The organism is Enterococcus sp. DIV1089c, assembly GCF_050530965.1.
GTDB lineage: Bacteria > Bacillota > Bacilli > Lactobacillales > Enterococcaceae > Enterococcus_B > Enterococcus_B hirae.
Genome location: NZ_CP172888.1, coordinates 1,369,203 through 1,394,114 on the forward strand (window position 1 = coordinate 1,369,203; position 24,912 = coordinate 1,394,114).

Genomic DNA, 24,912 nt, shown 5'->3' on the forward strand with positions numbered 1-24,912 from the left:
AGACTATTGAATAAAGAAAGGTTTGACTATCTTATGGAGTTTATTGGTATCTTGTGTCTAATCCTTGTTGCAACTACAATTGGTTCGCATATTTCAAGAAGATTTGGGATTCCGGCTGTTATTGGGCAATTGTTAGTTGGTGTATTACTAGGACAAGCAGGACTTGGCTGGGTTCATCCAAATATTTTAGTTCATGATTTTTCTGAAATTGGTGTCATTTTGCTGATGTTCTTAGCAGGTTTGGAAAGTGATTTATCCTTATTGAAAAAATATTTTAAACCAGGGATGTTTGTAGCACTTTTAGGAATCCTCTTCCCTGTCTTTTTCGGTTGGCTTACTGGCGAGGCGTTTCAAGTAGCAAATAATGAAGCAATCTTTTTTGGGATTATTTTAGCTGCGACTTCTGTTAGTATCTCTGTCGAAGTACTAAAAGAACTGAATGTTGTGAATACGAAGGAAGGATCAACGATTCTAGGTGCCTCTGTTGTTGATGATATTCTGGTTGTTCTAGTGCTAAGCTTCAGTTTATCTTTTTTAACAGGTAAGTCTACGAGCAACCTACCCCTTCCTTTACTCTTGTTGGAACAACTATTCTATTTCTTATTTATCTTTTTATTAGTGAAATGGATCGCTCCATTTTTAATGTCTCTGGCAGAAAAAATCTATGCGAATTCAGCCATTATCATTATGTCATTAGTCATTTGCCTAGGAATGTCTTATTTAGCAGACCTGATTGGGTTAAGTTCAGTAATTGGGGCATTTTTTGCTGGGATTGCAGTGAGTCAAACAAAAGTAAAACATGAAGTTTACAATAATGTTGAAGCTTTAGGATATGCAGTATTCATCCCCGTCTTTTTTGTGAGTGTTGGTTTAGAAGTAGATTTTTCTAACTTTAGTGAACAGATACTATTTATTTTGATTTTGACACTCGTAGCGATTCTGACTAAACTTATTGGCGGATATATTGGAGCAAAATTCTCTGGTTTTTCTTCCAACAGTGCACTCATGGTAGGAGCTGGTATGATTTCTCGGGGTGAAATGGCACTGATTATTTTACAGATCGGACAACAAAGCAACTTGATTGAAAATCACTACTACTCTCCTTTAGTGATCGTTGTTTTGTTAAGTACTCTGATTTCACCTCTGATTCTTAAATATTTCACTAAAAAAGTATACGCAAATTAACTTACTATCTATCAATGAATGTTGTGATGATAATGTACATTCGTTATACTAGAGAAAAAGGACGGTGAAAAATGGACTCAAGACTTAAATTGATTAGTGAGATGGTCGATCTGACTAACGAGATCACTTGGCGTAATAAACCAAAATTAGAACAAGTACTCGAAGGCTATTCTTTAAATGAGATCGACTTAATCGAAAAAGTAGCATCAATTTCAAATCCAAATGTAACCAAATTAGCAAATGCTAGTTACATGACTCGTGGAGCGATTAGTAAGCTAACTAAAAAAATGATCACTAACGGCTTACTTGAAAGCTATCAGAAACCTGAAAATAAAAAAGAGCGTTACTTTCGCCTGACAGCTGAAGGTCAGCGTATTAACAAAATGCATCAAAAGCTCCATGAAGAATTTCTTAAAGAAAATGAGGTCGTTTTTCAACAAATGACTAAGGAAGAGTTTGATACTGTTTTTCGTTTTATCGGTCGCTTTAGAGAAAATTTAAAAAGAACAAAACTAGAAAAATAAAGTGCATGTGTAATCAACCGTGATCTTAAGATCACGGTTGATTTTTTGCTCTCTGCTTCGTTAGATTTCATTCTTCTATCGTAGTATCTCTCTGTTTATTGTTGACAAGGAAACAATAAACGTATACCATATAAAATGTTTCCTAGGAAACATTTTATAGCTAAGGAGTTTTGATATGAATACAACAATCAACAAACATGCACTCGTTTTTGGTTTCACTTCGGTCTTTTTGATTGGATTAGGGTTAACAATCGTTAATCCGGTCATCCCATTTATGGTAGAGCAATACACAAAAAACACACAGCAACAAGCAACCACGGTGACACTACTCAGTGCGATCTATGCTTTTTCCATGTTTTTAGCCGCCCCTATGTTAGGCGCACTCAGTGATCGATTTGGTCGGAAAATTATTTTGATCAGTAGTTTGTTTGGCTCTGCGATTGGGTACTATTTATTTGGCTTTGGTGGAGCTTTATGGATACTTTTTCTTGGTAGAATAATTGAGGGGCTGACCAGCGGCGAAATCTCAGCTATTCTTGCCTATTTTGCTGATTTGACGCCAATTGAAAGTCGAACAAAATATTTTGGATGGATTAGCGCGACTGTTGGGATTGGAACTGCAGCAGGTCCTTTGATTGGCGGGTTCTTGGCACAGTACGGACCAGCAACTCCCTTATACGTTGCCTCCTTTTTGTCTTTGAGTAATGCGGTTTACGGTTATTTTTTCATGCCTGAAAGTTTGACTAAACGTGAACGTACAAGAAATCTTTCTCTTCAGCAAATCAATCCCTTCAAGCAACTCCAATTGGTTTTCACTTTTCGATCAGTCAAATGGTTATTGATCACAGGTTTTTTGATTTGGCTACCCAACGGTTCATTCCAAGCGATTTTTGCTCAATTTTCAATTGATACTTTCCATCTATCGCCAATTATCATCGGTTTTACTTTCTCGTTAATTGGCATTATGGACATTTTTGCTCAACTGTTGATTATGCCGATTTTATTAAAATTTTGGCGAGAAAACCAGATCATTACTATGGGTATTATTAGTGAAATGATTGGTTATTCTGTCCTCATACTTTCCGCTTTTTATGGCTCGATCCCCTGCTTTATCATCGGCATGGTCTTTTTCGGGCTAGGTGATGCGATTTTTAGTCCTTCCTACAATGGTTTGATTTCAACGTATGCTAGCAAAGAGGACCAAGGGAAAATCCAAGGGGCTTCACAAAGCATCCAAGCATTAGCTAGAGTGATCGGTCCGATGATTTGTGGTCAACTATATGCTACTTTCCATCATACGATGCCATTCATTATTGGATTCATTTTATTAGGTTTAGCTACTTTTATCGTTAAACCAAAAGTAAAAAGATCATTCTAAAGCATCCCTATATAAAAAAACTAATCGAGTGACTGTAGTATTCTAAATAATTTAGGTTTCCTAGCCCAAATGTAAGTAGTGACTACAGTCATTGATTAGTTTTATTCATTCGTCTATTGATAGTTTTGATTCAAGTATTGGAGCAACTCAGGTGCACGTTTCGTTGCAGAATCACCTTCTGCTTTATCTTCTAACATGCTGATCATGAGATAACCATTTGTATCAGGATTCACAGCAAATAGGAAGCTATTTTCTTGTCCTTTTTCATCTTGTTTTTCTTTGATTTCCGCTGTACCAGTTTTTGCCGCTATTGGTATGCCTAAAGCAGCTAAAGAATGAGCGGTACCATTCGTATCTTGAACAACATCTTTCAAATCTGGCAGAATCGTCTGTACAGCTGTTGAAGCAATGACATTTTGTTTAACTTTCGTTTCTTTATCCATCTCTAATTTTGGATAAACGAGATTTCCATTATTAGCAAAAACAGAATACATCGTTGCTTGTTGGATCGGATTGATCAATAGTTCTCCCTGCCCATAACCAGTATCTGCTAATAAGATTTCTGACTTGAAACTATCCTTATTTGAGATTTGTGCGGGATTCATGCTGATCGGCAAATCTAAGTCTTCCCCAAAAATGAATTTATTTAATCCTTCGCGGAATTTCTTCTCACCCATTTTCAAGGTTTCTTGAGCCATATAGATATTATCTGAATAAATCATTGCGTTTCTCAGATTGACTTGAGGCACATCGCTGACACGAGTAACTTGATACGATCCCCATGATTGGTCTTTTTGCCATTTCAATCCATTGATCGTCAATACTTCGTCTGGATTCAGCGTTTGATTATCTAATCCGATTGCGGCAGTAATCATTTTAAATGTAGATCCGGGAGCGTAACCGGTAGCAAAACGACTAATAAATGGTTGATCTTTATTTTCCGTATAGGCTTGATAATCTTCTTGGGAGATTCCATTTGTCATTTTGTTTGGATCATAACTTGGAGAGCTCGCTAATACTAACAACTCACCCGTTTTTGGCGAAGTCGCTACTGTTGAACCCGCTTTTCCACCTAAACTATCAAATGCGATTTTTTGAGCATCGGCATCAAGAGTTAATTTGATATCCTGACCATTTTTCACTTCTTGATCGATCAATACTTCTTTTTCTGTCCCATCAGCATCCGTAATACTCAATTTCCCCCCATTGGTGCCACGTAGTTCTTTGTCATAAGTCATTTCCAGACCAGAACGACCAATTTTACCATTACTACTTAATTCAGCATTCTTTTTGATATCTTCTGCTGAGATATCACCAACATAACCAATCAATTGCGCTGCTGCTTCGCCTAACGGATAGGTGCGACCATCAACTTCTTGGATCGCTGCTCCGCTTGGCAATTCGGGGGTTTGTCCATCAATGATTTTTAGAGGAACAAAGTAATCCGGTTGTACCCAACTTTGAGAGATAGCTTGATTGATTTCATCTTCTGAAAGATCAAAAGCTGCAGCAATTGCTTTGATGTTTGCTGTTTTCTCTTCTTTTTCTCCCAGCTTTCTAGGAACGATCCCTAACTGTTTCAATTTGCCCGTCGTTGCTAATTTCTTTCCATTTCGATCAAGGATATCGCCTCTTTTAGCTTCCTCACTAGTCAGACTTACTTTGTCCGTATCTTCCATTTGAGGAAAAATCAAGTTAGGCTGCCAGTTGATTTTGATATGATCATTTTTATTTGTCAAAGTTCCTTTATATGATAGGTCTTTTAATTCGCCTAAGCTTGTATTCATTTTAGCTTTATAAGAAAAAGAATAGGTTTCACTATCTTTTTTCGTCACTTTTAAATTAGAGATTTCCAAGCCTTTTATGGCCACAGCTCCGTAAATATTTTGGTATTTTTCAAGAGCTTCTTTTTCAGAAATTGTCTTCTTAGTCTGTGAATCAATTTGCGTGTATGACATCGCCTTTTTATAATCGCCAGTACTTAAACGTTCCGCAAACTGTTGGATCGTTTTTTCTCCTGCTGAAACCACTTGCTCTTCTTGCGTTTTTTGATAGTAAAAATACCCGCCACCAGCCGCAAGAACCAAAACAAGGGCACTTGTTAGATAAACACCAGTCTTGTTCCTACGATGATTGTCACTTCGTTTCATTTTGTCCCTCCGCTCACATTTTCTTATCTTAACTTCTATCCATTTTACCATAAGAAAAGAAGCTAGAACACAACGACAATCGCTTGTTTCTAACTTCTTACACTTTAAATAAAATGTAAATCTATTGGTCTAAAAACTGATTGATTGCTAATTGATTTTTTTCTAAATCAAGTTCTAGTACACTACCAGAAGGTGTGTAATCATTAAAATTCCAACTACCTTCAACTGGTACAGATAACGTATCAATTGGTTTGTCATCTTTTAAGAAATCAATGCCACAATCAATTAATACACTTTCAGGTAAATTCGTTTTAATACTTCCCAAGAGTTGACCGATTGCTTTTGGTAATTTAAGGATGGAAGTCACATCTTTTAATTGCTTAGAAATTGCTTTGATCACTTGTTGTTGTCTTCTGATCCGTCCAAAATCTCCTTCAGCATCTTCTCTAAAACGCGCATATTGCAATAAGGTATTCCCATCCATCGTTTGTTCACCTTTTTTGATGTATACACCATCCAAGTCTAAATCTTTCTCAGCATTGATATCTACACCGTTAGGGAATAGCTCATTGACACAATCAATGAAATCTTGGAAGGTGATACTCGCATAGTAAGGTGTTTCAAATTTGAAATTTTCTTTCAATGTTTGGTTCAAAAGATCAATCCCGCCATATGAATAAGCAGCGTTGATCTTATCTTGACCATGCCCAGGTATATCTACATAAGAATCACGCATAATCGAAACCAATTTTGCTTTTTTAGTTTTTTGATTATACTGAGCAATCATCAAAGAATCTGAACGTCCATTTTCTTCTTTCGACCGGGCATCAGAGCCAATCAACGCCACATTGATAATCTTAGGAACACTTTTGGCTTCTACTTTTGGTACATCGTCTGTTCGACTCGTTGAAGAATAACCATGAACAAACTCAAAAGAAAAATAGCCGATGACAATGACGACTGCCGTCAATAGACCTAAAATCACTTTTTGAAATGTTTTCATTTTCGATTCCTCTTTCTAACCGAACCTCTTACTTGAAATATAGCCATTTTTTTATTATGATAGTCCAATTGAGAGATTCTTAATTGTTCTTGTTTAACAGTTCAGGTTTCTTGAGTTGTAACCTCTCAACCTGCTTATTTTTCTCTTTCACTTGTCGAGACGAGATATTCAAAGCTAATCCAATAGCAAAAGACAAGATTAAATAGCTTGTTCCTCCGTAGCTGACAAATGGCAATGGTACACCTGTCATTGGAATTAAACCAAGGATACTTCCAATATTGATACTTGTCTGAACGAGTATCCATGTCCCTACACCAATTAAGATCAAAGTTGCCTGTTGGTTCTTTTGTTTCGTACTCTTTTGGAAGATTCGCATACATAATAAGAAAAGCAAAAACAAAACAAGTAATGCGCCTATCAACCCAAACTCCTCAGCAATGACTGAGAAAATAAAATCTGTTTCGGATTCAGGGAGATAACCTTTTTTAGTTATACTATTCCCCATTCCTCGACCAAATAGGCCACCGTTGTATAGTGCATAGTAAGAGTTACTCATCTGGTATCCTGCACCATGTTCATCTAAAAAAGGATTATGAACCATTGCGATTCGGTCATAAGCGTGTTCAAAAAATGAAGGTAACAAATGATGCTTTTCAAGTAGTAAAACTAAGCCAGCTACTAAGATCAAGCTAGCAATCGCTGCTCCGATAATTATCAGCCCTTTTTTAATGGGAATAGCTGCAGCCCAAAAGATAGCTCCAGCAATAGCTAAAATCATCAGTGCTCCCGCAATTTTAGGTTGAAACAAAACAAGCACGGCAATTCCGCCCACAATCAACACTGGTATATGAAGTTTCTCAGGAACACTTCGGTCATTTCTAAAAAAACGACTTAAATATAAAATCAAAAAAATGGTTGCGATTTCTGACGGTTGAAACTGGATTCCAGCGATTGAAACCCACCGCTGGGCACCATTAACTGTTACAGCAAAAATCCCGAGTTTCATCATCGCTAATAATAAGCCCGATACAATCAATCCAGCTTTTATTATTCTTGGTTTCAGTAGAACTTGTAATCTGATGGAATAGGTCAATACAATTACGCCCCAACTAAGAATAATAAACAAAAATTGCCGAATAAATAAGCTTTTAGGATCACTTCCTGCTACCAATAAACGATAGGAACTAGCACTATATATCTCTAAAAGACCGACAATTGACAAAGCCAAATAAGGGCCTAAAATCAACCAGTCGATCTTTCTGTTTTTCCACATCGCATATCCCCCTCCTCTTACACAAGTTAGGCGAACACGAGCAGTTAAATATAGAATCAGTTATAGAATATAAGAAAAGGTCAGAAACCTTTTCGAACAAGAATTCTGACCTAGCATCATCTCATCGTCCGAGTTTTAGCACTATACAACGTAAAGAAACACTCTTAGCTATTTGAAAAAGCCTTAATCCGACAATTCCTGTTTGACTCATTGGCGTCTTTCGACGTTTCTGAGCAATAGCATATGTTTGTATAGGAGCCTCACCTAACAAGGTTATTACTATTTTTATTTTTTACAGAGTTAATAGTAAGCTTCTTTAACTATTTTAGCAATCATTTATTTGATAAAAAAACAAAATTAATCAATCTTTAATATATTTCCCCTTTTTAGGAAGTCGTTTAGTATGAAAATACCTTGCTAACTTAATTGATTTCTCTGTTTTAATTTTCTCGTTTTCACTTTTCGGAATAAATTATCAAGTTATCTTAACATTTACATACCAGTTTATCCATGCACCAGAAATCCTCATATCTGCCTTTTTACTTGTATATTTCAAATAAAACTTTAAATCATTCGGTTTACCTAAAAAAACTTTATTGTTTTTTATAACTAAAAAATGTTTTAGCTAAATTTCATTTCTTTCTCCATTCATGAAAGAAATGAAATTACGTCAATATTATAATAATATTTTTAGGATTATACATCCTCTAAAAATAACATATTTATCGTCATGTGGTTCACTTTGGCCTAGGGATGGTAAAGATTTTCCCTAAGGTTGCATAATCATTCCCTGCTAATCGACTAACTGGTTGGAGTTTCTTGGGATTGATCTTCCCAGATACTGGATCATATACCTCTTCATTTAATTGATACGTATGGATTTTTAATAAAAAAAGATCGGCAGTAACTTCTTGCTCATTTTTAATTTCGAGATGGTCATATAAATCCGTTTCAAAAACAATTTTTGACTCATTGATTGGTGGAATTGAACCATTCCTATTTGTTTTCGTAGTCAAGTTAGTCAAGGTTAGTTCACTTTCTTCTTGCGGAAGAGTTGCTGCTGTTTTATTGACCTCCACCACATTTTGCTCATCTAAAACTTGGATAATTGCTTCTTTCCTTATTAAGATATTTTTAGCAGTATCTTTCATCTGCTCATTTTTTCTTTGGACAGCCAACGAAACGATGGGTGGATTTGAACTAACGATATTAAAATAGCTGAATGGCGCAATGTTTAAGTTCCCTTTCTCAGTTAATGTTGAAACAACAGCTACTGGTCTGGGAATAATTGAACCAATCAGTAATTTATAACTTTCTCTTTCTGTTAATTGAGATGACAAACGTGTCAACATCTACTCCCCTACTTTCATTTGACAGAATCAAAAGCTGTTCTCCTGTCTAGATTTAGTCAGACACTATTTTTTACTATCTATCATTGTTCTTTTTTTGTCAAGAATCCGTCTTGGAAGCGTTGCTTATTACGTTTTTGCCTCTATATAAAGAGCTGTGCATTGTTTAGCAAGTATTTATTTTGCTGTTTATGGCTATTTCAACTAAAATAATATGGAGGAGGCGTTTTCATGAAACCTTATTCAATCCTATGGTTATTCCCTACGTTATTGGTATTTGCAGGATGTGCCGATCATTCCTCTCAATCAAATGGTACTAATACTAGCACGAATTCGATTGTTTTGGATTCTACAACTTCTGCGCCTTTACCAACTAATCCCAACCATCCATCAAAGGAGGAAACACCAATGTCAATTGCTCCAGGTCGCTTGTTACAAGCTGTTAGTGCCGAGGATTTAAATCTAGTTCAAACGTTGTTAGACCAGTCAACTGCGATGATTGATGAACAAAATGAAAAAGGAGAATCCCCATTATTGATTGCTGTCCACCATAATATGATCGATATTGCAAAAATCCTCGTTGATCACGGTGCGAACATCAACTTACAAGATCATATTCAAGATAGCCCTTACTTATATGCTGGCGCACAAGGAAAAACTGAGATTCTTGCTTATATGCTTGAAAATAGTGAACCTGATCAGTCGATCGTTAACCGTTTTGGTGGTAATGCCTTGATACCAGCTGCCGAAAAAGGACATTTAGCCAACGTCAAACTTTTGCTAACCGATGGTCGTGTTGATATTGACCATCAAAATCATTATGGCTATACTGCCTTGATTGAAGCTGTGGCTTTGCGAGATGGCTCAAAGATCTACCAAGACATCGTCCGAGAATTATTGGCTCATGGTGCAAATAAAGAATTGCGTGATAATCAAGGAAAAACTGCCGAAGATTATGCCAGAGAATTAGGATATGATCAACTACTATCTCAATTAACTTGATTACAGGGTAAACAATAATTTCCAAATAAAAAAGCTGATGATCGATGTTTTATAACAAAATGACACTTTTGTTTATAGCTTAGACATTTGCTTTTTTGTTTTACTTTCACGATCGTCTCATCGTTTTCGTCTGAACCATGTTCGATTTACTTTCTGATCAGCTAAGCTTTTTGGTATGGAACGTCACATCTGCGACTTTACTCATACGCAGTTTTTCTATCACGAAACCTTCGTTAAACAAAAGATTTCACTTAAGATGAACCTGTTTCATTATGGTTACAGGTCACTCGACTGTTGGTAATACATACGTTTTTATTTCTAATACTTGAATGATCTTATCTAAATCTGCCACTTTGACTACCATGGTTTGATCAGGTCTACCAGGTGCAAATACTAATTTTTCCTGAGCGAATATTTCTTCATCAATAATGACAGGAACAGATGATTCATAACCAAATGGTGAAACAGCACCTGGCTTTTGTCCCGTTTCCGCTTCCATTTCTTCAGCCGAAACAACTGACACTCTTTTACCAATCAGTTTGCTTAATTTTTTAAAGTCGCTTCTTTTAGTCGTGAAGGTTAAAAAAATATAGCGATTGTTTTGTTTATCTTTTAAATATAAGCTCTTCGTCTCAGTACCGCTAAATCCTTGTTCCTCTTTTACAACTAACGCATCCTCATTGGTATAAATCGGACGATGGCGATAAAGTTCAAACTCAATCTGGTTTTGTGTAAATATTTCTTGCAAATCAATCAAAAAAATACCTCCTAAAAAATAGATTATTTCTTTACTTTTCTATTTTATGGGATTTTTATCGATAAAAGCAATGTTTATTTCATTACTCGTTCGGTTTATCCCTAACCGTGTTTACATAATATAAATATAGTTTATTTAAGTCGGATTTCTTAAAAAAACAGAGTAAATTCGTTTGATATCACGAATTTACTCTGTTTTTTTCTATTGATTTAAACTGCTAAGACTATCTGCTACGATTTGTTTTGGTGTCAAATGATAACGTTCATACAATGTTTGAACAGGTACACTATCAGTAAACTCTTTTTGAGAACCAAAGTTTAGAACTTGGATTGCTGAATCTCCATAATAACGACTGATTTTTTCACCAAATCCGCCCGAAAGACTACCATCTTCTAAAGTGATAATCAATTGGTGATTTTCTTTTAATTCTTCTAAAGTTTCATGATCAAGTTCGGTGATCGTTCCAGGGTTAATCAAAGTGCCTGAAATCCCCTGATTCACAAATTCTTCTAAAGCTTGTTTACCTAATTCAAGGAAGCCACCTAGTGCTAAGATTGCAACTTTATCTCCAGCAACCAAGCGTTGGTAACTTGAAATAGCGTAGTCTTTTGCGATTGCTTCACCAGATGTCACACCATGAGCAGGGATTCTAATAGCAACCGGTGAATCGGTTTGTGATAAACTCCAATCCAACATCGAAAGTAAGTCTTCCTTCGTAGCTGGCGCTAGATATTTAATATTAGGAATACTTGAAAGATAAGGAATATCAAAAGTCCCTTGGTGGGTACGATCACTTCCTGAGATGCTTGCTCCTCCAATTAGAATGACTACTGGATTTTCGTTGATCGCTAAATCATGAGATAATTGATCATATGCTCGTTGTAAAAACACACTTGAATGGAATACCACAGGTCGAATCCCTTGAGATGCTAAAGCAGAAGCAAATGTGATCGAATGTTGTTCTGCAATCCCCACATCAAAGTAGTGTTCTGGATGTTTTTTTTGAAATTCCTTTAAGCCAAACATTCCTGGAATCGCAGCATTCACAGCCACGATAGGCATTGCACTTGTTTTCGTTTTTTCATCAAGATAGTTCATAATTATTTGATTAAAACTTTCACTAGTAGGAGCATTTTTCGCTTCGCCTGTTTCTAAATCAAACGGTACATGCCAATGATATTTCATTTTGTTTTCGACGGCTGGCTCATAGCCATGACCTTTTTCGGTGTGAACATGTAAAACGATTGGATGGTCAATGTCTTTAATTTCTCTGAAAACCTCAATTACTGTTTCTAAATCATTACCATCCGCAATGTAGCGATAATCATACCCCATCGCTTTAAATAAATTATCATTACTTGTCCCATTGCTTTCACGAAGCTCTGCTAAATGACGATATAAACTTCCCTGATTCTCATCAATGGACATTTCATTGTCATTCACTAAAACGATCAAATTAGAATTGATTGTTCCACCATTATTCAAACCTTCAAAAGCTAAGCCTCCACTTAAGGAACCATCCCCGATAAAAGCAATGATATTTCCTTTCTCCTGTTTCAAATCACGGGCTTTTGCAAGACCGACCGCTAAACTGATTGAAGTTGAAGTATGCCCCACAGTAAAATAATCATGTTCACTTTCATGTTGATTGGAATAGCCACTAATTTCGTGGTAGCTTCCCTCCTCAAATCCATTTTTACGACCAGTTAATAACTTATGTCCATAAGATTGATGGGAAACGTCCCAAACAATTTTATCCTTGGGCGAGTCAAACACATGGTGGAAAGCAATTGTTAATTCCACGACACCCAAATTTGGGCCGACATGTCCTCCGATCGCACTATTTTTTTGTAAAATCTTTTCTCTCATTTCTGTAGCTAATTCAGACATTTCGTCTATCGTTAGTTTTTTTACCTCTGTTGGACCATTGATTTGGTCTAAGATGTTTGTCTTTATACTCACTATTCTCTCTCCTTTTGCAATAACATGTCCGAAAAGAATAACTCATTTCGGTCTTACTAATTGTTACCACAAAAGATATTGTACTACTTGGAGTCAACTCCAAGTCAAGAGGATTTTGAGTAAAACTTCACAATAACAATGATATTTTTATTCTAAACAGCTTACACGAATAAACTTTACTAACTAGACCGAATTTTTTTAAAGTAGATAAAAAAAGCTGAGACAATTATTGTCTCAGCTTCTGATTTTATTTATGATCGAACAAATGATCCGATCAAATTCTTACAGTTTACGAGCAAAGAATGATACGACCAATACAAGAATGATTGCACCAATCAATGATGGAACGATTGCCATGCCCCCGATACTTGGTCCCCAAGTGCCAAGTAAAGCTTGTCCGATCGCTGATCCAACTAGACCTGCGACTACGTTAGCAATGATTCCCATTGAAGAACCTTTATTTGTAATAGCCCCTGCAATTGCTCCGATAATACCACCGACGATTAATGACCAAATAAATCCCATTTTAATTTCCTCCTAATTTCTTTTACTAACAATCAATTACTGAACACGTGGTTCAGTGTTTTCTTTCACTTTTTGTGTTCCTTTATTCATAGCTGCTTTTGCTTTATCTGTTTGTTTTGAAGCAAATTGACCAGTTGATTTAGCAGCATCTGTCACTTTGTTTTGGACAGTTTCTTGATCTTTTGCATATTCTTCTTGTGTTTTGATATCAACTACATTCACATTCACTTCAATTACATCTAAATGTGTCATATCATTCACTTCACGGCTGATCAAGTCTTTAATTTGATCATAGATATTTTCAATATCTTTTCCGTATTCTACAACGACATCTAAGTCAACAGCTACTTGTTTTTTACCAACTTCTGCATTGATTCCTGCTGTGACATTATCCGTGTTCACTAATTTTTCAGCAATGTTTGAGAAGAAACCGCCATCTAATGTTAATAAACCATCAACATCTTTCAAAGCATAACCGATGATTTTTTGAATTACTTTATCTTCGTAAGTTAATTCTCCACGTGAAATATGGTTATTCTCAGATGTCATTGTATTTGTGTTTTTGATTTCTTTGTTTTCCATGTCCAGTTCCTCCTAAGATTTAAAAAATTGATCAAATATTTTTGTTTCTTTCAAATAAAAACCAATGCCTGCACCTATAGCAGTCATGATTAATATTAGAAGTGTTTTAAAAAATCCAACTGTTATCCATAAAACAGCTAACAGTAAGCCAAGTCCCCCGAAGATAATAGGGAGCTTGTACGCTGAAAATATCTCTTTCATGATGGGCCCCTCCTATTCTACTCGAGCGTGCTTGTGTGCATTACTGTCGTAATCTTCAAATCCACTATAAGTAACAGCTACAGCGATGTTTTGTTCAGTACCAAGTACTCGTGCCACTTGTTGTTCAATGTCACGCATCAATTCTCCTGTTTTACCAATTAAAGAGGATGTTCGTTTTAAATCCCCTTTTACATGGACATTGATTTTATTTTTTGTTGAGCGTACTCGAACTTTTGGTGAACCAACAAATTCTTCTTCATGTAATTGTGATCGCACAAGCCCTTCGATTGCTTTCTTGTCTAAAGTCAGTTTTCCATCTTTTTGTTTTAAAACAAACGTTCCTTTGGATTTTGGAGAGAAAAGAACAACTAATAACAAAATAAGCACAAGTATAGCAAAAACGACAGCTGTCCAAAATAGATATTGTTGCATGTAGTAGTTCGTTATGACAAAAAATCGAAAACGTTCCAACTGTTCTGGCATCATATACGGTGCGTTGATCAACGCAATCCCTAAAAGCACCGTCAGCAAGAATAAACTTGCAAGAATACCGACGATCTTCCACCCTTTATTCATTCTCCACCTCCTACTTCTAATTGACCGTGATCACACATGTTATTTACAAGATTTAATAGGAAGCGCTACCATGCCATGCTAATACTAATAGCCTTTTTTCACTTTCTATGACAATCATTCATAAATAACGTTTTCCTCCAATAGACTGTGTTGCCTTTTTTCTATTGGGTATATTTAAAGGATAGTAGTCTACATTAAAAAATGCAAAGATAATGCTCAGTTATTATTACAAAAAACTATCAGTTGCTATGATAATTTTCTAATATTGATCGTTTCCTTCTCTCTTTCTTCTTTCTTATCTGTAAAAAAACAGATAAAATTTCTTTCCAAATATCTTTTAAATGAATTATACTTAAGTAAAGATCATTTGAAGAAATGGAACGCTTTAGCCATGTTTTTGAAAAAAAGGGTGTTGTGAGATTATGGTAAAGAAAATAATTTATGCTCTAATAACTACCTTAATTTATTTAATCGTTTCTAATGCAGGGAATTTATTTTTTGGAATTTCAAAAGAATTTAGTTGGACAACGACATTATGGGAATCTTTTTTCTTTTTTATATTTGTTTTGCTCTTACAAAATTATCGAAAAAAATAAGTCTTAGGGACAAAATAGCAACTACTATTTTTGATCCTAAGACTTATTTCGTATGATAAATTCTTTTTATTCCACTAGTATTTCGATTTACAAGTTTATTTTTCGATTTGTTTCAATGCTTCAGGTACTTTTGGTTCATAAATAATTCCTGTACACATTGTTCCTTTACCTATAGCTTCTGTAGCAACAGCAATAGCAACAGTTGCTAAAATTCGCATATATTTTAATTTTCTTGAGCTAATTTTTTTTAACATTTTCTTCATCCTTTCTTTTTTGAACAAACATTAAAAGGGTTGAGATCATCATGCCTAACAACAGTAAGGTACGAATACGGTTATTTGATTGAATCCCACCAAAAATAGTAAGGAACAAACTGACCACTATCATCTGGCTCTTTCCATTTAGCAAAGAACTTTTCGCCGGTTTTTGTGCGATCACTATCCCTTTGAACCACAAGATCAAGCAAATCATGAGACTGCAGATCACAAAGCTGGCTCTTGTGACATCTACAGCAAAAGTAGTAACTAGATATGGTAATAAGACAAAGAAAAATAGACTTAAGACCGTACATACATTACTATCTCTTGCATGAAAACTTTTTGTTGTTCTTCTCATTAGTGTAAATGCCAAATGAGTAGTCAAAACCGGCAGAATAATATGAAGACACCCAGCTAAACATTAGATAAAAAATATCTTTGAACTAATTACCAGAAGAACAGCTAATCCATATTCCATTTTTGCCAAGTCAATTTCTGACAATTGTAATTGTCTTCCTATCCGCTTACTAATTGTTTTTGAAACTTTTTCTTCTAAAGATATAGATTCTTCCGACATTTGATCCGCTCCTTTTCATCTATATTATATTTGTTTTTTTATAAGATAGTTGGTTTTATCAAAAGTGAACGTTATTTGATCAAAAGTGCGGAATACCTGGAGATGTAATCAACAACTGGTTAATTTCTTGAACTGCTTTACTACTTTCTTTAAATGACGAGTAGAAACTAAACATTTTGCTCCATTGGACATAGTGATCACTCGTTCTTTTTTATTGATCTCTTTCACATTCATCAGATTAACTACGTAAGATTGATGGCAACGACAAAATACCTCATACATACTTTCTACTTCTTTGATCTTCCCTATATACTCAATTCTGCGGTTATCTAAATAGACGATCAATTTATGGGGTGTTGGACTAGATTCAAAATAAAATATTTCATCGACATATAACTTTACATCAACTGGACCATTCTTAATCCAAATTTGGGGTCTAGTTTCCAGATTTGTATTCAAATAGCGTTCAATTGCGACGTCAATACATTCCGTCACTCTCTTTTGAAAGGTATCCTTATTATCTTTAACGATGTAATCTAATGCTTCTACTTTGTATAAAAAAGTTAAATAGACTAAATCTGTATAAGTTGTCACAAAAATGATTTTTGCTGTTGGGTCGTAATCTCTGATTTTTTTTGCTAACTCGATCCCATTTAAATCCGTTTTTAGATCAATATCCAAAAAATAGATTCCTTCTGTTTTATGTTTTGAAATAAACGACAAGATCATCATTGGATCATCCGTAGCAAATTGGAATTGAACATCATAGTCTTTCATCAATAAATAATTTGTAATCATCCGAGTAAGCTTATTACGATGAGCAATTTCATCATCACAAACAAATATTTTTAACATTACTAGCCCCTCATTCCACTAATCGTTATGATTTGTATAAAGCGATTGTTTTCAATTTTTGTTTCTAAAAAAACATTCTCATTCAAATGAACAAGCTCGTCCAGATTCGTTAGACCTAGTCCTTGATTTCCTTTTTTAGTAGTAAAATTTACTTTTTTCAATTCATGTAATTTAGGAATACTCGAACGACATTGATTCATTAAGACAAAAAAACAATTTTTGTCTTCCTCCATAATAGTCAATTCAATTTTTCCCTTTTCTAAAAAGGCTGATTCTTCAATTGCATTATCCAGTATAATCCCTAGCATACGAACAAGTGTGACTGTTGAGATAGCGATATCCGTAATGGGTGTTGGAATCATTACGTTTACTTCGATACCCTTTTGGCTAGCCACGTATAATTTACTCAAAATAATGCTTTTTATCTCTCTAATTTTAAGATTTGAAATCGAAGCAATTGGGAGATTGTTTTCTTCAAAAATCGTTTCTGTTGCTTTGATACTTTGATAAAAATACTTTTGCAGCCCTTCAATATCCTTTGTTTGAATATAATCCTCTATTGAAAACAAAATATTCTTATAATCGTGTTTAAATTTTCGTAATGCAAGATAATTATTTTCGATCTGTTCGCTGTATTCAATCAGGTGACGCATTTCTTTTTGCTGTTCTCGTGTTTCGAATTCTTTTTTCTTGATAAAAAGTAGTACACAATAAATTATGGTAGATATTACACCATAAAGAACCGTAAATAATTCATTACTGATAACTAGGAATCTTGCTAAAACAGAAAAACGATCACTACAAATGTTAATAAAATAAACAATAATCGTAAAAAAAACAACGATGGCCGCTATTTTTAGAGTCGTTTTATCCCTAATAATCTTTGGTATGACCATTTTTTTTAGAAAAACAGTAACGATCCACAAACAACCTGTTCCTAAAACAGCTGTTAAAAAATCGCTGATATCCCAACCTAAAATTTTATATAGATATTTGGCTGTTCCATCAATGAATATGTAGAAAAATAAAATAATCGAAGGATAAAATATCGCTATATCAATGTTTCGATCAATGATATAGATACTTAGACATAACCCAGCCCATAAGATAACTGTCGCTATGATATTGATCCATTGATATAAAGCAATATAAGCGATTACACTAACAAACGAAAACAACTGAAACTTTTTATTTGATAAAAGATTCCTTAGATAACCAAGAGCCATAAAAACAGTGTAAAGCTGACCAATCAAAATTAGGATAAATAAACTTTCTTCATTTAATTTCATTTAAACTTCCCCTAACAACTTAATAATTTTATCTGAAATTTTTATCCATACTTATATAACAATTTATACTAGCGTATTTTGTTTCTCCACTCCCCACAACCAAACAAAATAAAACAATTAGTTATTTGTACACCTAATTTTAATAACGAAAAATAGAAATAAATTTTCCCAACCAATCATGATCTTCGTTGTTATTTGTGATTTTAGCATATTTACTTTAGATTTGGGAGGGTATAAACATGATAATGATACGTTTTTCTACTTAAAAGTTCTGTTATTTAAAACTATCGCAAATGTAATCTAAATTAAATATCTTTTTTGCAAAAGATATGTTATAATTAATCTATTGCGATAAATATTTTATGCGAGATTTTGATTTGTTTTGATGAAATTTAATCCCACTGGCGTAACTTCAGGGTTACAAGGATGTATTAGTGGTTAGGGAATACATTGTTTAAATGAGAAATAGTCCATTTTTAGTAATAGTTTTACAGCTTTAAAATATAATATGATTCGTTAGAACGCCTTTTCTTTATTGAAAAAGGCGTTTGTCCATCCTTTTATTTATCGTTTATAGATAAATAATTATTGATAATGAACAAACCTCATGCTATACTAATAAAAATTTAGGAGGCATTTTATGAAATCCAAACTGTTCTTTATCCAATTAATCGTTTCTGTTTTTTGTTTTGTTCCCCTTCTCTTGGGAACGCTATTAACTATTCAATTGAGTACAAAACCTACAAATCCATTTAGCAACTGGCAAACTACACTATTTATTCTAGTTCTTTACCTGATCCTTCTAGTGACTTTGTTGCTCAATTTCTTCCTGCTCCGCTTAGTCAAAACCTTCCCTTCAAAGGAAACTTTTACTAAAAAGAGTCTAAAGCTTAGCAGTAAAATCCGATCTTGCCTTTTATGTATCACGATCCTTGCATTTGGTATTTTGCCAAAATTTTACCAAATAGCTGATATGAGCGATAGTCCAGGAATCCTACTCATCGCTTTCGTCTTACTCTTTATCCCTTTTTTTATCTACATCCTTTCAAGCATTTTGATTGATTTACTCAAACAAGCCATTTATTTAAAAAATGACTATGATTTAACAGTGTGAGGTGTCGAATGTCTATTATTATCAATTTAGATGTCATGTTAGCCAAGCGAAAAATGAGCGTGACCGAACTGAGTGAAAAAGTAGGTCTTACGATGGCTAATATCTCTATTTTAAAAAATGGTAAAGCAAAAGCGATTCGGTTTTCTACGCTCGATAAGATTTGCGAAGTTTTAAACTGCCAACCAGGTGATATCCTCGAATATCAAGATACAAGCCAAATGAGAGAGTAGCTCATTTCTTTAGTTGAGTGACACCAATGAAAGCTAACTACTTTCTAATCAATCTGAAGACCGACAAAAAAGCCCACGTCAGCTGTAGTCTAGCTAACGTGGGCTTTTTAATAACTGATTATCTTATTTTTTAGAATTTTTATTTGCTTTTCTTTTTCTCCAAAACAGGATGATTCCCGCTAAACTAGCAATCAAAACACCTGATACAGTAAAAATCGTATTTTTTGTTTCATTGGTTTTTGGTAAATTACCATTTTTTGCGCCACTTGTATTGTCTCCATTTGAGTTCTTTTTTTCTGAATCTGTTCCTGTGATCTCTTTATCTTCAGTCATGCTATCTTCTGTGCCATCTTCTAAAGCACCATCCGTCCCTTTTTCCACCACTTCATAAGCCGCTTCAGTTTCAGTAGAAAAACCACCATAGGAACGGTCAGCTTTCACGACTAGTTTAGCAACACGATACCCCAAAGAAGAAGTATCGATTTCTGTTTCAGGATCTAATGCAACCGTATAAGCAGTTTTCGGCAGCTCTTTGCCATTGACTTTAACTTCTTTCAAAAGATTTTTAAGGTCCACACGTTTCGTATCGATAACTATTTTCGCTTCTGCTGGTGTCACGGTAAAATCTCCTGTTGGTTCAAACCCATATTCAGTCACATTGTAATACGCATAATTGGAACCATAAGTGTAATTTCGCTCTTCTTCTTCTGCCATCAAGACATTCCCACTTGGATCGGCATGATACACTTTAATTTGATCTCCCACCGAAACTTTTAATGGTTCCCCACTATTGAATCGATTAATCGATTGTTCAATTGTTTGCGTACCGCGAACTTCGTATTTATATTTACTGCTGTTATTTGTAAAAACTTCAATCCCATAGTAAATTTCCATGTCATCATATTCTGTGATACGGTTCGATAAGTCACTTCCGTCTTCTCCCTGTAATGATTGGAGTTTGATTTGTTTGTTTTCTTTTATCAAACTGTAGGCACCTACAGTATCGCCATCTTGATTTTTTAGTTGGATCGTACTTCCCCACTTCACTTCGTAAGGCACTTCCACTTCTGTAGAAGTCACCTCATCTGCGGTAGACAATTTCACTTTTAACATTTTCTGTCCAGTGGTATTTGTATCAAAGTCAGAAACTTGTTCGACATCATATAATGTCGTCTCTAATTTTTGACCATTGAAAGTGACATTTTTAATCAAATCCATTCCATCAATGTCACTGGTATCTTCGCCCAAGGTAAATTCATGCGAAACTGTTTCAGCCTCCATCTCAGTGATGGGAACAAATTCTTGACTGGCCACTTGATAATAGGCGTAGTTGGAACCCGCTGTATAATTTTTCGACAAGTCATCTCGCATCAATAAATTATTCTTCGCCTCTGCATGATAAACTTTAACGATGTCCCCTTCCTCAATCGGTAATGGTTGGCCATTATTAAACCCATTGATCGCCTGCCACACTGTCATATTGCCCGTCACATCATACTGGTATTTTATTTGTTCCGATAATCGAGTAGTCGGATCTAAGCCCATAATATTTTCGACAGTGACACCTGTTTTTTCTTCGGACTGATTTTCTGGATTTCCTACTATTTCGATTCGATAGTAAGTATCGCGACCAAAGGCACTATTCACATGATCCAATAAAACGGTGGAATCATCCCCTTTGCCAGCTTGGATCGTCCACTCTCCGTCTTGTTCCACAATACTATAAGCGCCCACATTCTGGTCATCAAACCCTTTAAGTAAGAAAGTACTTCCCCAAGCCACTTCATAAGGAACATCCAGTTCAATATCTGCTGAGCCATCTTCTGGCTTAAGATTTAATTTGACTTCTCTTTTACCAACAGTAGAGGTGTCCATTTTAGAAAGTTGCGTAATCTTATAATTTTTGCTTTCCACCCGTTCACCATTGATCGTTATATTCGCTAATAGCTGACTCAAGTCTATATTTTGAGTGTTTTCCATTAAAGAAAAAACTTTATTTGGTCCTACAGCTTCAATTACCGGCATGGGCTCAAAACCATAAGAAGTTATGCGGTAATTAGCATATGGAGAACCATAGGTATAGTCCTTTTCTGTTTCATTTACCAGTAAGACAGAACTACCGTCTGAACGTTGGGGATGATATAGTTTTATGATATCACCTGCTTGGACATTCAATTTTTGTTTCGAGCCAAAATTAGCCATTACCTCTTCTAAAGTCGCATAACCCGGTATCTCTTGTGAGTAAACAGATCGCCCTTCACGCACTATTTCAATGGAATAGTAAAGTGAAGAATCGGTACTAATCGGCGCATTGAGATCGGTTTTTAATCCTTGGTTTAAGACTAATACACGATTCGTACTGGAAGTCCCAGAATGTAATGAAAAGGCTCCGGCTGATTGACCATTTTGAGCTTTCATCAAAATCGTATCGTTCCATTTAACTTCATAAGGAACCTCGATTTCTTTTGAAACGAGTCCATCTTTCGTATCAATACGCACGTTGATCGTTTGTGATCCTGCCACCGAAGTATCAAAATCACTCATTTGTTTGACTGTATATTGATTACTTCCCACTGCCGTTCCATTAATCGTAATGCTATTGATCAACTTCGCACCATCAACGTTACTACTATCTTCACCTAAGATAAATTCTTGAGCCATCGAATCAGCCGCAACCGCTAAAATCGGTTCCAAGCCATGGTCAGTGACTTCATAATAGGCATAATTGGAACCAATCGTATAGTCCTTGACTAATTCATCTTTCATTAAAAGATTTTTCCCAAGAGGATCGGCATGATACACTTTGATCACGTCGCCATTACTGACCGTCAACGGTTGCCCATTATTGAATCCCTGGATGGATTCACGAATCGACTGATTACCTGCCACTTCATAACGGAACTTGCTGGTAGCTCCTTGTAAAACTTCGATAGAATAGTAGGTATCACGCCCAAAATAATTATCCACCGGATCATTTAAGTTTGTGCCGTCCACTCCTTGAGAAGCTTGGATTTGCCATTGATTTTGATTCTTCAATAAACTAAACGCACCAACTGTCGCCTCTTTCAAACCTTTAATAACAAAAGTGTCTCCCCACTTCACTTGGTAAGAAATCTCAATGATTTCAGAAGCCAGTTTATCTTTTGTCGTGACTTTGACCCGCGTATTTCGTTTACCGATCGTGCTGGTATCAAACTCATCAAGAGGTTCTACTGTATAAAATTCATTGTCCGCTACCCCACCGTTGATCCGCACATTTTTTACTAGTTCATTCAAATTCGTTTGCTTCACGTCTTCGCCTAAAACGAACGCTTTTTCCGCACTTTCTGCCGTCATGACAGGTGCTGGATCAAACCCATAAGGAGTCACGCGGTAACGAGCGATCTCCGTACCATACGTAAAATCATTTTCTTTTTCCTTAATCATCACAACCGAAGCATTAGATGTCTTGCTTGGATATGTGATTTGGATAATATCATTCATTTGTACCGTAGTGTTGTTATTAGCATCTCCATAATCATTCATGATTTCTTGTAACGTGGCACGTTTCGGCACCTCTTGTTTGTAAATTTCATTGCCATTACGCAAGATTTCCAAACGATAATAAAGACCAAATGGATCGGTCATATCGCCAACTCCTTCATTTAAAGGAGACGCAATGCCCTGACGAATCGATAGCGTAGCTGGGGCATTATTAGAATTGCTACCATCTAACGCAAAAGCTCCGGCGGAATAGCCATCAACCGAACGTATTAAGATGGTATTACCCCATAGTACGTTCACGGTAGTAGTTCCAGATCCTTTAATCATAACATTAGAATTAGGATGCTTCGCTTGCACAGTGATGCGTACTTCATGGGTACCAACCGATTGAAATTCAGTCTTGGACGATTCGTTCGCAACAAACTCAAGATTATCAATCGCTACAGGTTCCCCTAACAGTGTTGCCTCTTCAATATAGTTTTTAAATGTATTGGCTAACGTATCAGACGACTCCACCAAGGTTACGGTACGATCCTCAATCGGTTTTAATTTTAGTTGTAACTCAGGATGTGGCAGCACTCTCATGGTTATTGATTTCGTTATTTCTCGGTTATCAGAGGTTCTTACTGTAGCTTCCCACTTATGTATTCCTGCTGTCATTGTATTTGGGTTATTAGACCATTGAAGCGTATAGGATCCTTCCGTGCTTACCTCAAAATAATCATTGACATCTGGCAAAAGAGAATATTGATAGATTTCACCTGCTTCCTTTTTTACTGTGAGCAGAGATTTAACTGTCATCGTAAATGTTAGTTCTTTTGACCGACCTGTTTCATCTTCCACTAATACCTTAACGTTTTGATTTCCTAGTTTATTTGTATCTGGTTTTGTTATCCATGTATAAGTCACTTTTCCAAGGCTATCTTTCACCTCTACATAATCTTCTGGTTTAGGAGAGCTCTTTTCTTCGACCACATGAGGACCATCTTTTACCTCTGCCTTAAGCGTTCCTTTACTTTTAGGAAAATCAACGTTAAACGTCATCGGAACATAACGAGTAGTATAAGCTACCCCATAATCATGATTGATATTACTATAAGGGAACTTACTTACTTTGAATACTTCTTTTTGAGGAATAGCTACTTTTAGTCGCGTAAAGGTAACATATAAATTATTATCTGAAGGTGCTACATAATAAAGTCCCTTAGCTTGATCAGACGTTGTAATTTTCATTTGCCAATTTCCACTTTCTGATTCACTAGTAACATAAAACAAGGCATATGTACCTCTTAAAATATTTAGAAGAGTGACTCTATAATTACTAGAGTTTTCCCAGTTCTCCCAGAAATCACTGAACTCACTAGAAATGATTTCAGCTCCATTCGTATTCCCACCTAGAAAGACGCCAGGAATTTTATAAGTAATTGTATCGCCTACTTTAAAATCATCTGTCGAATTATCTATCATAAGATTCAACTTTTTAGAAAGAAATTCATTTACAGCTTTTCCAATTTCTTTTTCTGAGTCAGTAGATGCCGCTATAATGTCAGCTCCAACAGGTATTGGTAATTCAAATGTCGGATTAGCAAAACTTTCAATTGAACTTTTTATTTTATTACTTTCTGTTGAACCAGCAACTTTTTTGTCTTTCTCGGTGTTTTTTTCCTTCGTGCGTTTCTCGTCTTTTTTTACTTCTTTCTTGGTCGTAGTTTTCTTTTCATTCATTTTTGAAATTTTCTTGACATCAATACTTTCAACTGAGCTTAACATCGAAACAGCTTCAACAACTGTCCCGCTGGTTTGTCCAAGCGCTAGCGCTAATATTAATGTACTATGTAATAACTTTTTTCTGGTTTTCAATGTACTCCTCCTTTTAAGGCTATATCTTTAAATGGCAATAGAAAAGTAATGTCTGTTTTCTCATAAGAAAGACTCCTTTTTAAGCCATACTTATGTTTGATTTCTTCCTTTGTTTCTGCCAATTTAGTAAAGTTAAAACGTTATGTTTCTTAAGTTTTTTTTCTTTTCTCCCAATTCGCCCCTT

General features: G+C 35.4%; 21 protein-coding genes, 1 pseudogene and 1 riboswitch. Of the genes and pseudogenes, 6 read left to right on the forward strand and 16 right to left on the reverse strand.

Annotation, left to right across the window (positions count from 1 at the left end; translation table 11 throughout):
• Positions 1-33 precede the first annotated feature (33 nt).
• The 3 genes from IGL30_RS06465 (at position 34) to IGL30_RS06475 (ending at position 3,087) form a co-directional block, all read left to right on the forward strand.
• The gene (locus tag IGL30_RS06465; protein ID WP_010719107.1) at positions 34-1,185 is read left to right on the forward strand and encodes a cation:proton antiporter; all 1,152 of its coding nucleotides are present in this window, start codon (positions 34-36) and stop codon (positions 1,183-1,185) included.
• A gap of 71 nt (positions 1,186-1,256) precedes the next feature.
• Positions 1,257-1,709: a MarR family transcriptional regulator gene (locus IGL30_RS06470; protein ID WP_088775291.1), complete on the forward strand. Its 453-nt coding sequence runs from the start codon at positions 1,257-1,259 to the stop codon at positions 1,707-1,709.
• 175 nt (positions 1,710-1,884) lie between these two features.
• Entirely contained in the window at positions 1,885-3,087 is a 1,203-nt protein-coding gene (locus IGL30_RS06475) for an MFS transporter (RefSeq protein ID WP_123874757.1), read from the forward strand.
• Positions 3,088-3,200: 113 nt separating this feature from the next.
• Here the strand turns inward: IGL30_RS06475 and IGL30_RS06480 are convergent, their stop codons facing one another.
• The 4 genes from IGL30_RS06480 to IGL30_RS06495 all read right to left on the reverse strand — a co-directional run bounded on the left by IGL30_RS06480 (position 3,201) and on the right by IGL30_RS06495 (position 8,865).
• The gene (locus tag IGL30_RS06480; RefSeq protein WP_123874756.1) at positions 3,201-5,237 is read right to left on the reverse strand and encodes a penicillin-binding transpeptidase domain-containing protein; all 2,037 of its coding nucleotides are present in this window, start codon (positions 5,235-5,237) and stop codon (positions 3,201-3,203) included.
• Positions 5,238-5,358: 121 nt separating this feature from the next.
• Positions 5,359-6,240, reverse strand: coding sequence for an LCP family protein (locus IGL30_RS06485; protein ID WP_053766844.1), 882 nt, complete (start codon positions 6,238-6,240; stop codon positions 5,359-5,361).
• Between the two features lie 79 nt (positions 6,241-6,319).
• The gene (locus IGL30_RS06490) at positions 6,320-7,513 is read right to left on the reverse strand and encodes an FtsW/RodA/SpoVE family cell cycle protein (protein WP_034698076.1); all 1,194 of its coding nucleotides are present in this window, start codon (positions 7,511-7,513) and stop codon (positions 6,320-6,322) included.
• Positions 7,514-7,626: 113 nt separating this feature from the next.
• Positions 7,627-7,792, reverse strand: a riboswitch (M-box (ykoK) riboswitch).
• Positions 7,793-8,250: 458 nt separating this feature from the next.
• The gene (locus IGL30_RS06495; protein WP_088745329.1) at positions 8,251-8,865 is read right to left on the reverse strand and encodes a flavin reductase family protein; all 615 of its coding nucleotides are present in this window, start codon (positions 8,863-8,865) and stop codon (positions 8,251-8,253) included.
• 228 nt (positions 8,866-9,093) lie between these two features.
• On the opposite strand from IGL30_RS06495, the gene IGL30_RS06500 reads away from it, so the two are divergent.
• Positions 9,094-9,864 (forward strand): ankyrin repeat domain-containing protein, encoded by a 771-nt coding sequence (locus IGL30_RS06500; RefSeq protein ID WP_088745328.1) that lies wholly within the window; start codon positions 9,094-9,096, stop codon positions 9,862-9,864.
• Between the two features lie 283 nt (positions 9,865-10,147).
• Here IGL30_RS06500 and IGL30_RS06505 read toward each other — a convergent pair whose 3' ends face one another.
• The 11 genes and pseudogenes from IGL30_RS06505 to IGL30_RS06555 form a co-directional block, all read right to left on the reverse strand.
• Entirely contained in the window at positions 10,148-10,621 is a 474-nt protein-coding gene (locus IGL30_RS06505) for a YbaK/EbsC family protein (protein ID WP_088745327.1), read from the reverse strand.
• A 201-nt stretch (positions 10,622-10,822) separates the two neighbouring features.
• Positions 10,823-12,583: a 1-deoxy-D-xylulose-5-phosphate synthase gene (locus IGL30_RS06510; RefSeq protein WP_088775293.1), complete on the reverse strand. Its 1,761-nt coding sequence runs from the start codon at positions 12,581-12,583 to the stop codon at positions 10,823-10,825.
• A 282-nt stretch (positions 12,584-12,865) separates the two neighbouring features.
• Positions 12,866-13,108 carry a GlsB/YeaQ/YmgE family stress response membrane protein gene (locus IGL30_RS06515; protein WP_010719097.1) on the reverse strand — a complete coding sequence of 81 codons (243 nt, stop codon included), beginning with the start codon at positions 13,106-13,108 and terminating at the stop codon, positions 12,866-12,868.
• 36 nt (positions 13,109-13,144) lie between these two features.
• The gene (locus IGL30_RS06520; protein ID WP_123874755.1) at positions 13,145-13,690 is read right to left on the reverse strand and encodes an Asp23/Gls24 family envelope stress response protein; all 546 of its coding nucleotides are present in this window, start codon (positions 13,688-13,690) and stop codon (positions 13,145-13,147) included.
• Positions 13,691-13,702: 12 nt separating this feature from the next.
• Positions 13,703-13,891: a DUF2273 domain-containing protein gene (locus IGL30_RS06525; protein ID WP_010719095.1), complete on the reverse strand. Its 189-nt coding sequence runs from the start codon at positions 13,889-13,891 to the stop codon at positions 13,703-13,705.
• Between the two features lie 12 nt (positions 13,892-13,903).
• On the reverse strand, positions 13,904-14,467 hold the full coding sequence (gene amaP / locus IGL30_RS06530) for an alkaline shock response membrane anchor protein AmaP (protein ID WP_123874754.1): 564 nt from the start codon (positions 14,465-14,467) through the stop codon (positions 13,904-13,906).
• Between the two features lie 691 nt (positions 14,468-15,158).
• The gene (locus IGL30_RS06535; protein ID WP_081127549.1) at positions 15,159-15,317 is read right to left on the reverse strand and encodes a cyclic lactone autoinducer peptide; all 159 of its coding nucleotides are present in this window, start codon (positions 15,315-15,317) and stop codon (positions 15,159-15,161) included.
• Positions 15,301-15,726, reverse strand: a pseudogene (locus tag IGL30_RS06540) (accessory gene regulator B family protein); the annotation flags it as partial. The pseudogene IGL30_RS06540 and the gene IGL30_RS06535, both read right to left, overlap by 17 nt.
• Before the next feature lie 15 nt (positions 15,727-15,741).
• Entirely contained in the window at positions 15,742-15,897 is a 156-nt protein-coding gene (locus tag IGL30_RS06545; protein ID WP_260221638.1) for a hypothetical protein, read from the reverse strand.
• 108 nt (positions 15,898-16,005) lie between these two features.
• Positions 16,006-16,752 (reverse strand): LytR/AlgR family response regulator transcription factor, encoded by a 747-nt coding sequence (locus IGL30_RS06550; RefSeq protein WP_123874753.1) that lies wholly within the window; start codon positions 16,750-16,752, stop codon positions 16,006-16,008.
• Positions 16,753-16,754: 2 nt separating this feature from the next.
• A complete protein-coding gene (locus IGL30_RS06555) occupies positions 16,755-18,041 on the reverse strand; it encodes a sensor histidine kinase (RefSeq protein WP_123874752.1) in 1,287 nt (428 codons plus the stop codon).
• Positions 18,042-18,681: 640 nt separating this feature from the next.
• Here IGL30_RS06555 and IGL30_RS06560 point away from each other — a divergent pair.
• Both IGL30_RS06560 and IGL30_RS06565 read left to right on the forward strand, forming a co-directional pair.
• Positions 18,682-19,155, forward strand: coding sequence for a DUF2975 domain-containing protein (locus tag IGL30_RS06560; protein ID WP_081127544.1), 474 nt, complete (start codon positions 18,682-18,684; stop codon positions 19,153-19,155).
• Positions 19,156-19,163: 8 nt separating this feature from the next.
• On the forward strand, positions 19,164-19,385 hold the full coding sequence (locus tag IGL30_RS06565) for a helix-turn-helix domain-containing protein (RefSeq protein ID WP_010719089.1): 222 nt from the start codon (positions 19,164-19,166) through the stop codon (positions 19,383-19,385).
• A 123-nt stretch (positions 19,386-19,508) separates the two neighbouring features.
• Here the strand turns inward: IGL30_RS06565 and IGL30_RS06570 are convergent, their stop codons facing one another.
• Positions 19,509-24,728 carry an LPXTG cell wall anchor domain-containing protein gene (locus IGL30_RS06570; RefSeq protein ID WP_123874751.1) on the reverse strand — a complete coding sequence of 1,740 codons (5,220 nt, stop codon included), beginning with the start codon at positions 24,726-24,728 and terminating at the stop codon, positions 19,509-19,511.
• Positions 24,729-24,912 lie beyond the last annotated feature (184 nt).

Excerpts from the sequence above, each read along its gene's own strand:
- amaP (WP_123874754.1), bottom strand. The coding sequence starts at position 14,467 with ATGAATAAAGGGTGGAAGATCGTCGGTATTCTTGCAAGTTTATTCTTG.
- IGL30_RS06565 (WP_010719089.1), top strand. The coding sequence starts at position 19,164 with ATGTCTATTATTATCAATTTAGATGTCATGTTAGCCAAGCGAAAAATG.
- IGL30_RS06465 (WP_010719107.1), top strand. The coding sequence starts at position 34 with ATGGAGTTTATTGGTATCTTGTGTCTAATCCTTGTTGCAACTACAATT.
- IGL30_RS06515 (WP_010719097.1), bottom strand. The coding sequence starts at position 13,108 with ATGGGATTTATTTGGTCATTAATCGTCGGTGGTATTATCGGAGCAATT.
- IGL30_RS06500 (WP_088745328.1), top strand. The coding sequence starts at position 9,094 with ATGAAACCTTATTCAATCCTATGGTTATTCCCTACGTTATTGGTATTT.
- IGL30_RS06470 (WP_088775291.1), top strand. The coding sequence starts at position 1,257 with ATGGACTCAAGACTTAAATTGATTAGTGAGATGGTCGATCTGACTAAC.
- IGL30_RS06480 (WP_123874756.1), bottom strand. The coding sequence starts at position 5,237 with ATGAAACGAAGTGACAATCATCGTAGGAACAAGACTGGTGTTTATCTA.
- IGL30_RS06545 (WP_260221638.1), bottom strand. The coding sequence starts at position 15,897 with ATGTCGGAAGAATCTATATCTTTAGAAGAAAAAGTTTCAAAAACAATT.
- IGL30_RS06495 (WP_088745329.1), bottom strand. The coding sequence starts at position 8,865 with ATGTTGACACGTTTGTCATCTCAATTAACAGAAAGAGAAAGTTATAAA.
- IGL30_RS06560 (WP_081127544.1), top strand. The coding sequence starts at position 18,682 with ATGAAATCCAAACTGTTCTTTATCCAATTAATCGTTTCTGTTTTTTGT.
- IGL30_RS06550 (WP_123874753.1), bottom strand. The coding sequence starts at position 16,752 with ATGTTAAAAATATTTGTTTGTGATGATGAAATTGCTCATCGTAATAAG.
- IGL30_RS06520 (WP_123874755.1), bottom strand. The coding sequence starts at position 13,690 with ATGGAAAACAAAGAAATCAAAAACACAAATACAATGACATCTGAGAAT.
- IGL30_RS06490 (WP_034698076.1), bottom strand. The coding sequence starts at position 7,513 with ATGTGGAAAAACAGAAAGATCGACTGGTTGATTTTAGGCCCTTATTTG.
- IGL30_RS06555 (WP_123874752.1), bottom strand. The coding sequence starts at position 18,041 with ATGAAATTAAATGAAGAAAGTTTATTTATCCTAATTTTGATTGGTCAG.
- IGL30_RS06525 (WP_010719095.1), bottom strand. The coding sequence starts at position 13,891 with ATGAAAGAGATATTTTCAGCGTACAAGCTCCCTATTATCTTCGGGGGA.
- IGL30_RS06485 (WP_053766844.1), bottom strand. The coding sequence starts at position 6,240 with ATGAAAACATTTCAAAAAGTGATTTTAGGTCTATTGACGGCAGTCGTC.
- IGL30_RS06535 (WP_081127549.1), bottom strand. The coding sequence starts at position 15,317 with ATGTTAAAAAAAATTAGCTCAAGAAAATTAAAATATATGCGAATTTTA.
- IGL30_RS06475 (WP_123874757.1), top strand. The coding sequence starts at position 1,885 with ATGAATACAACAATCAACAAACATGCACTCGTTTTTGGTTTCACTTCG.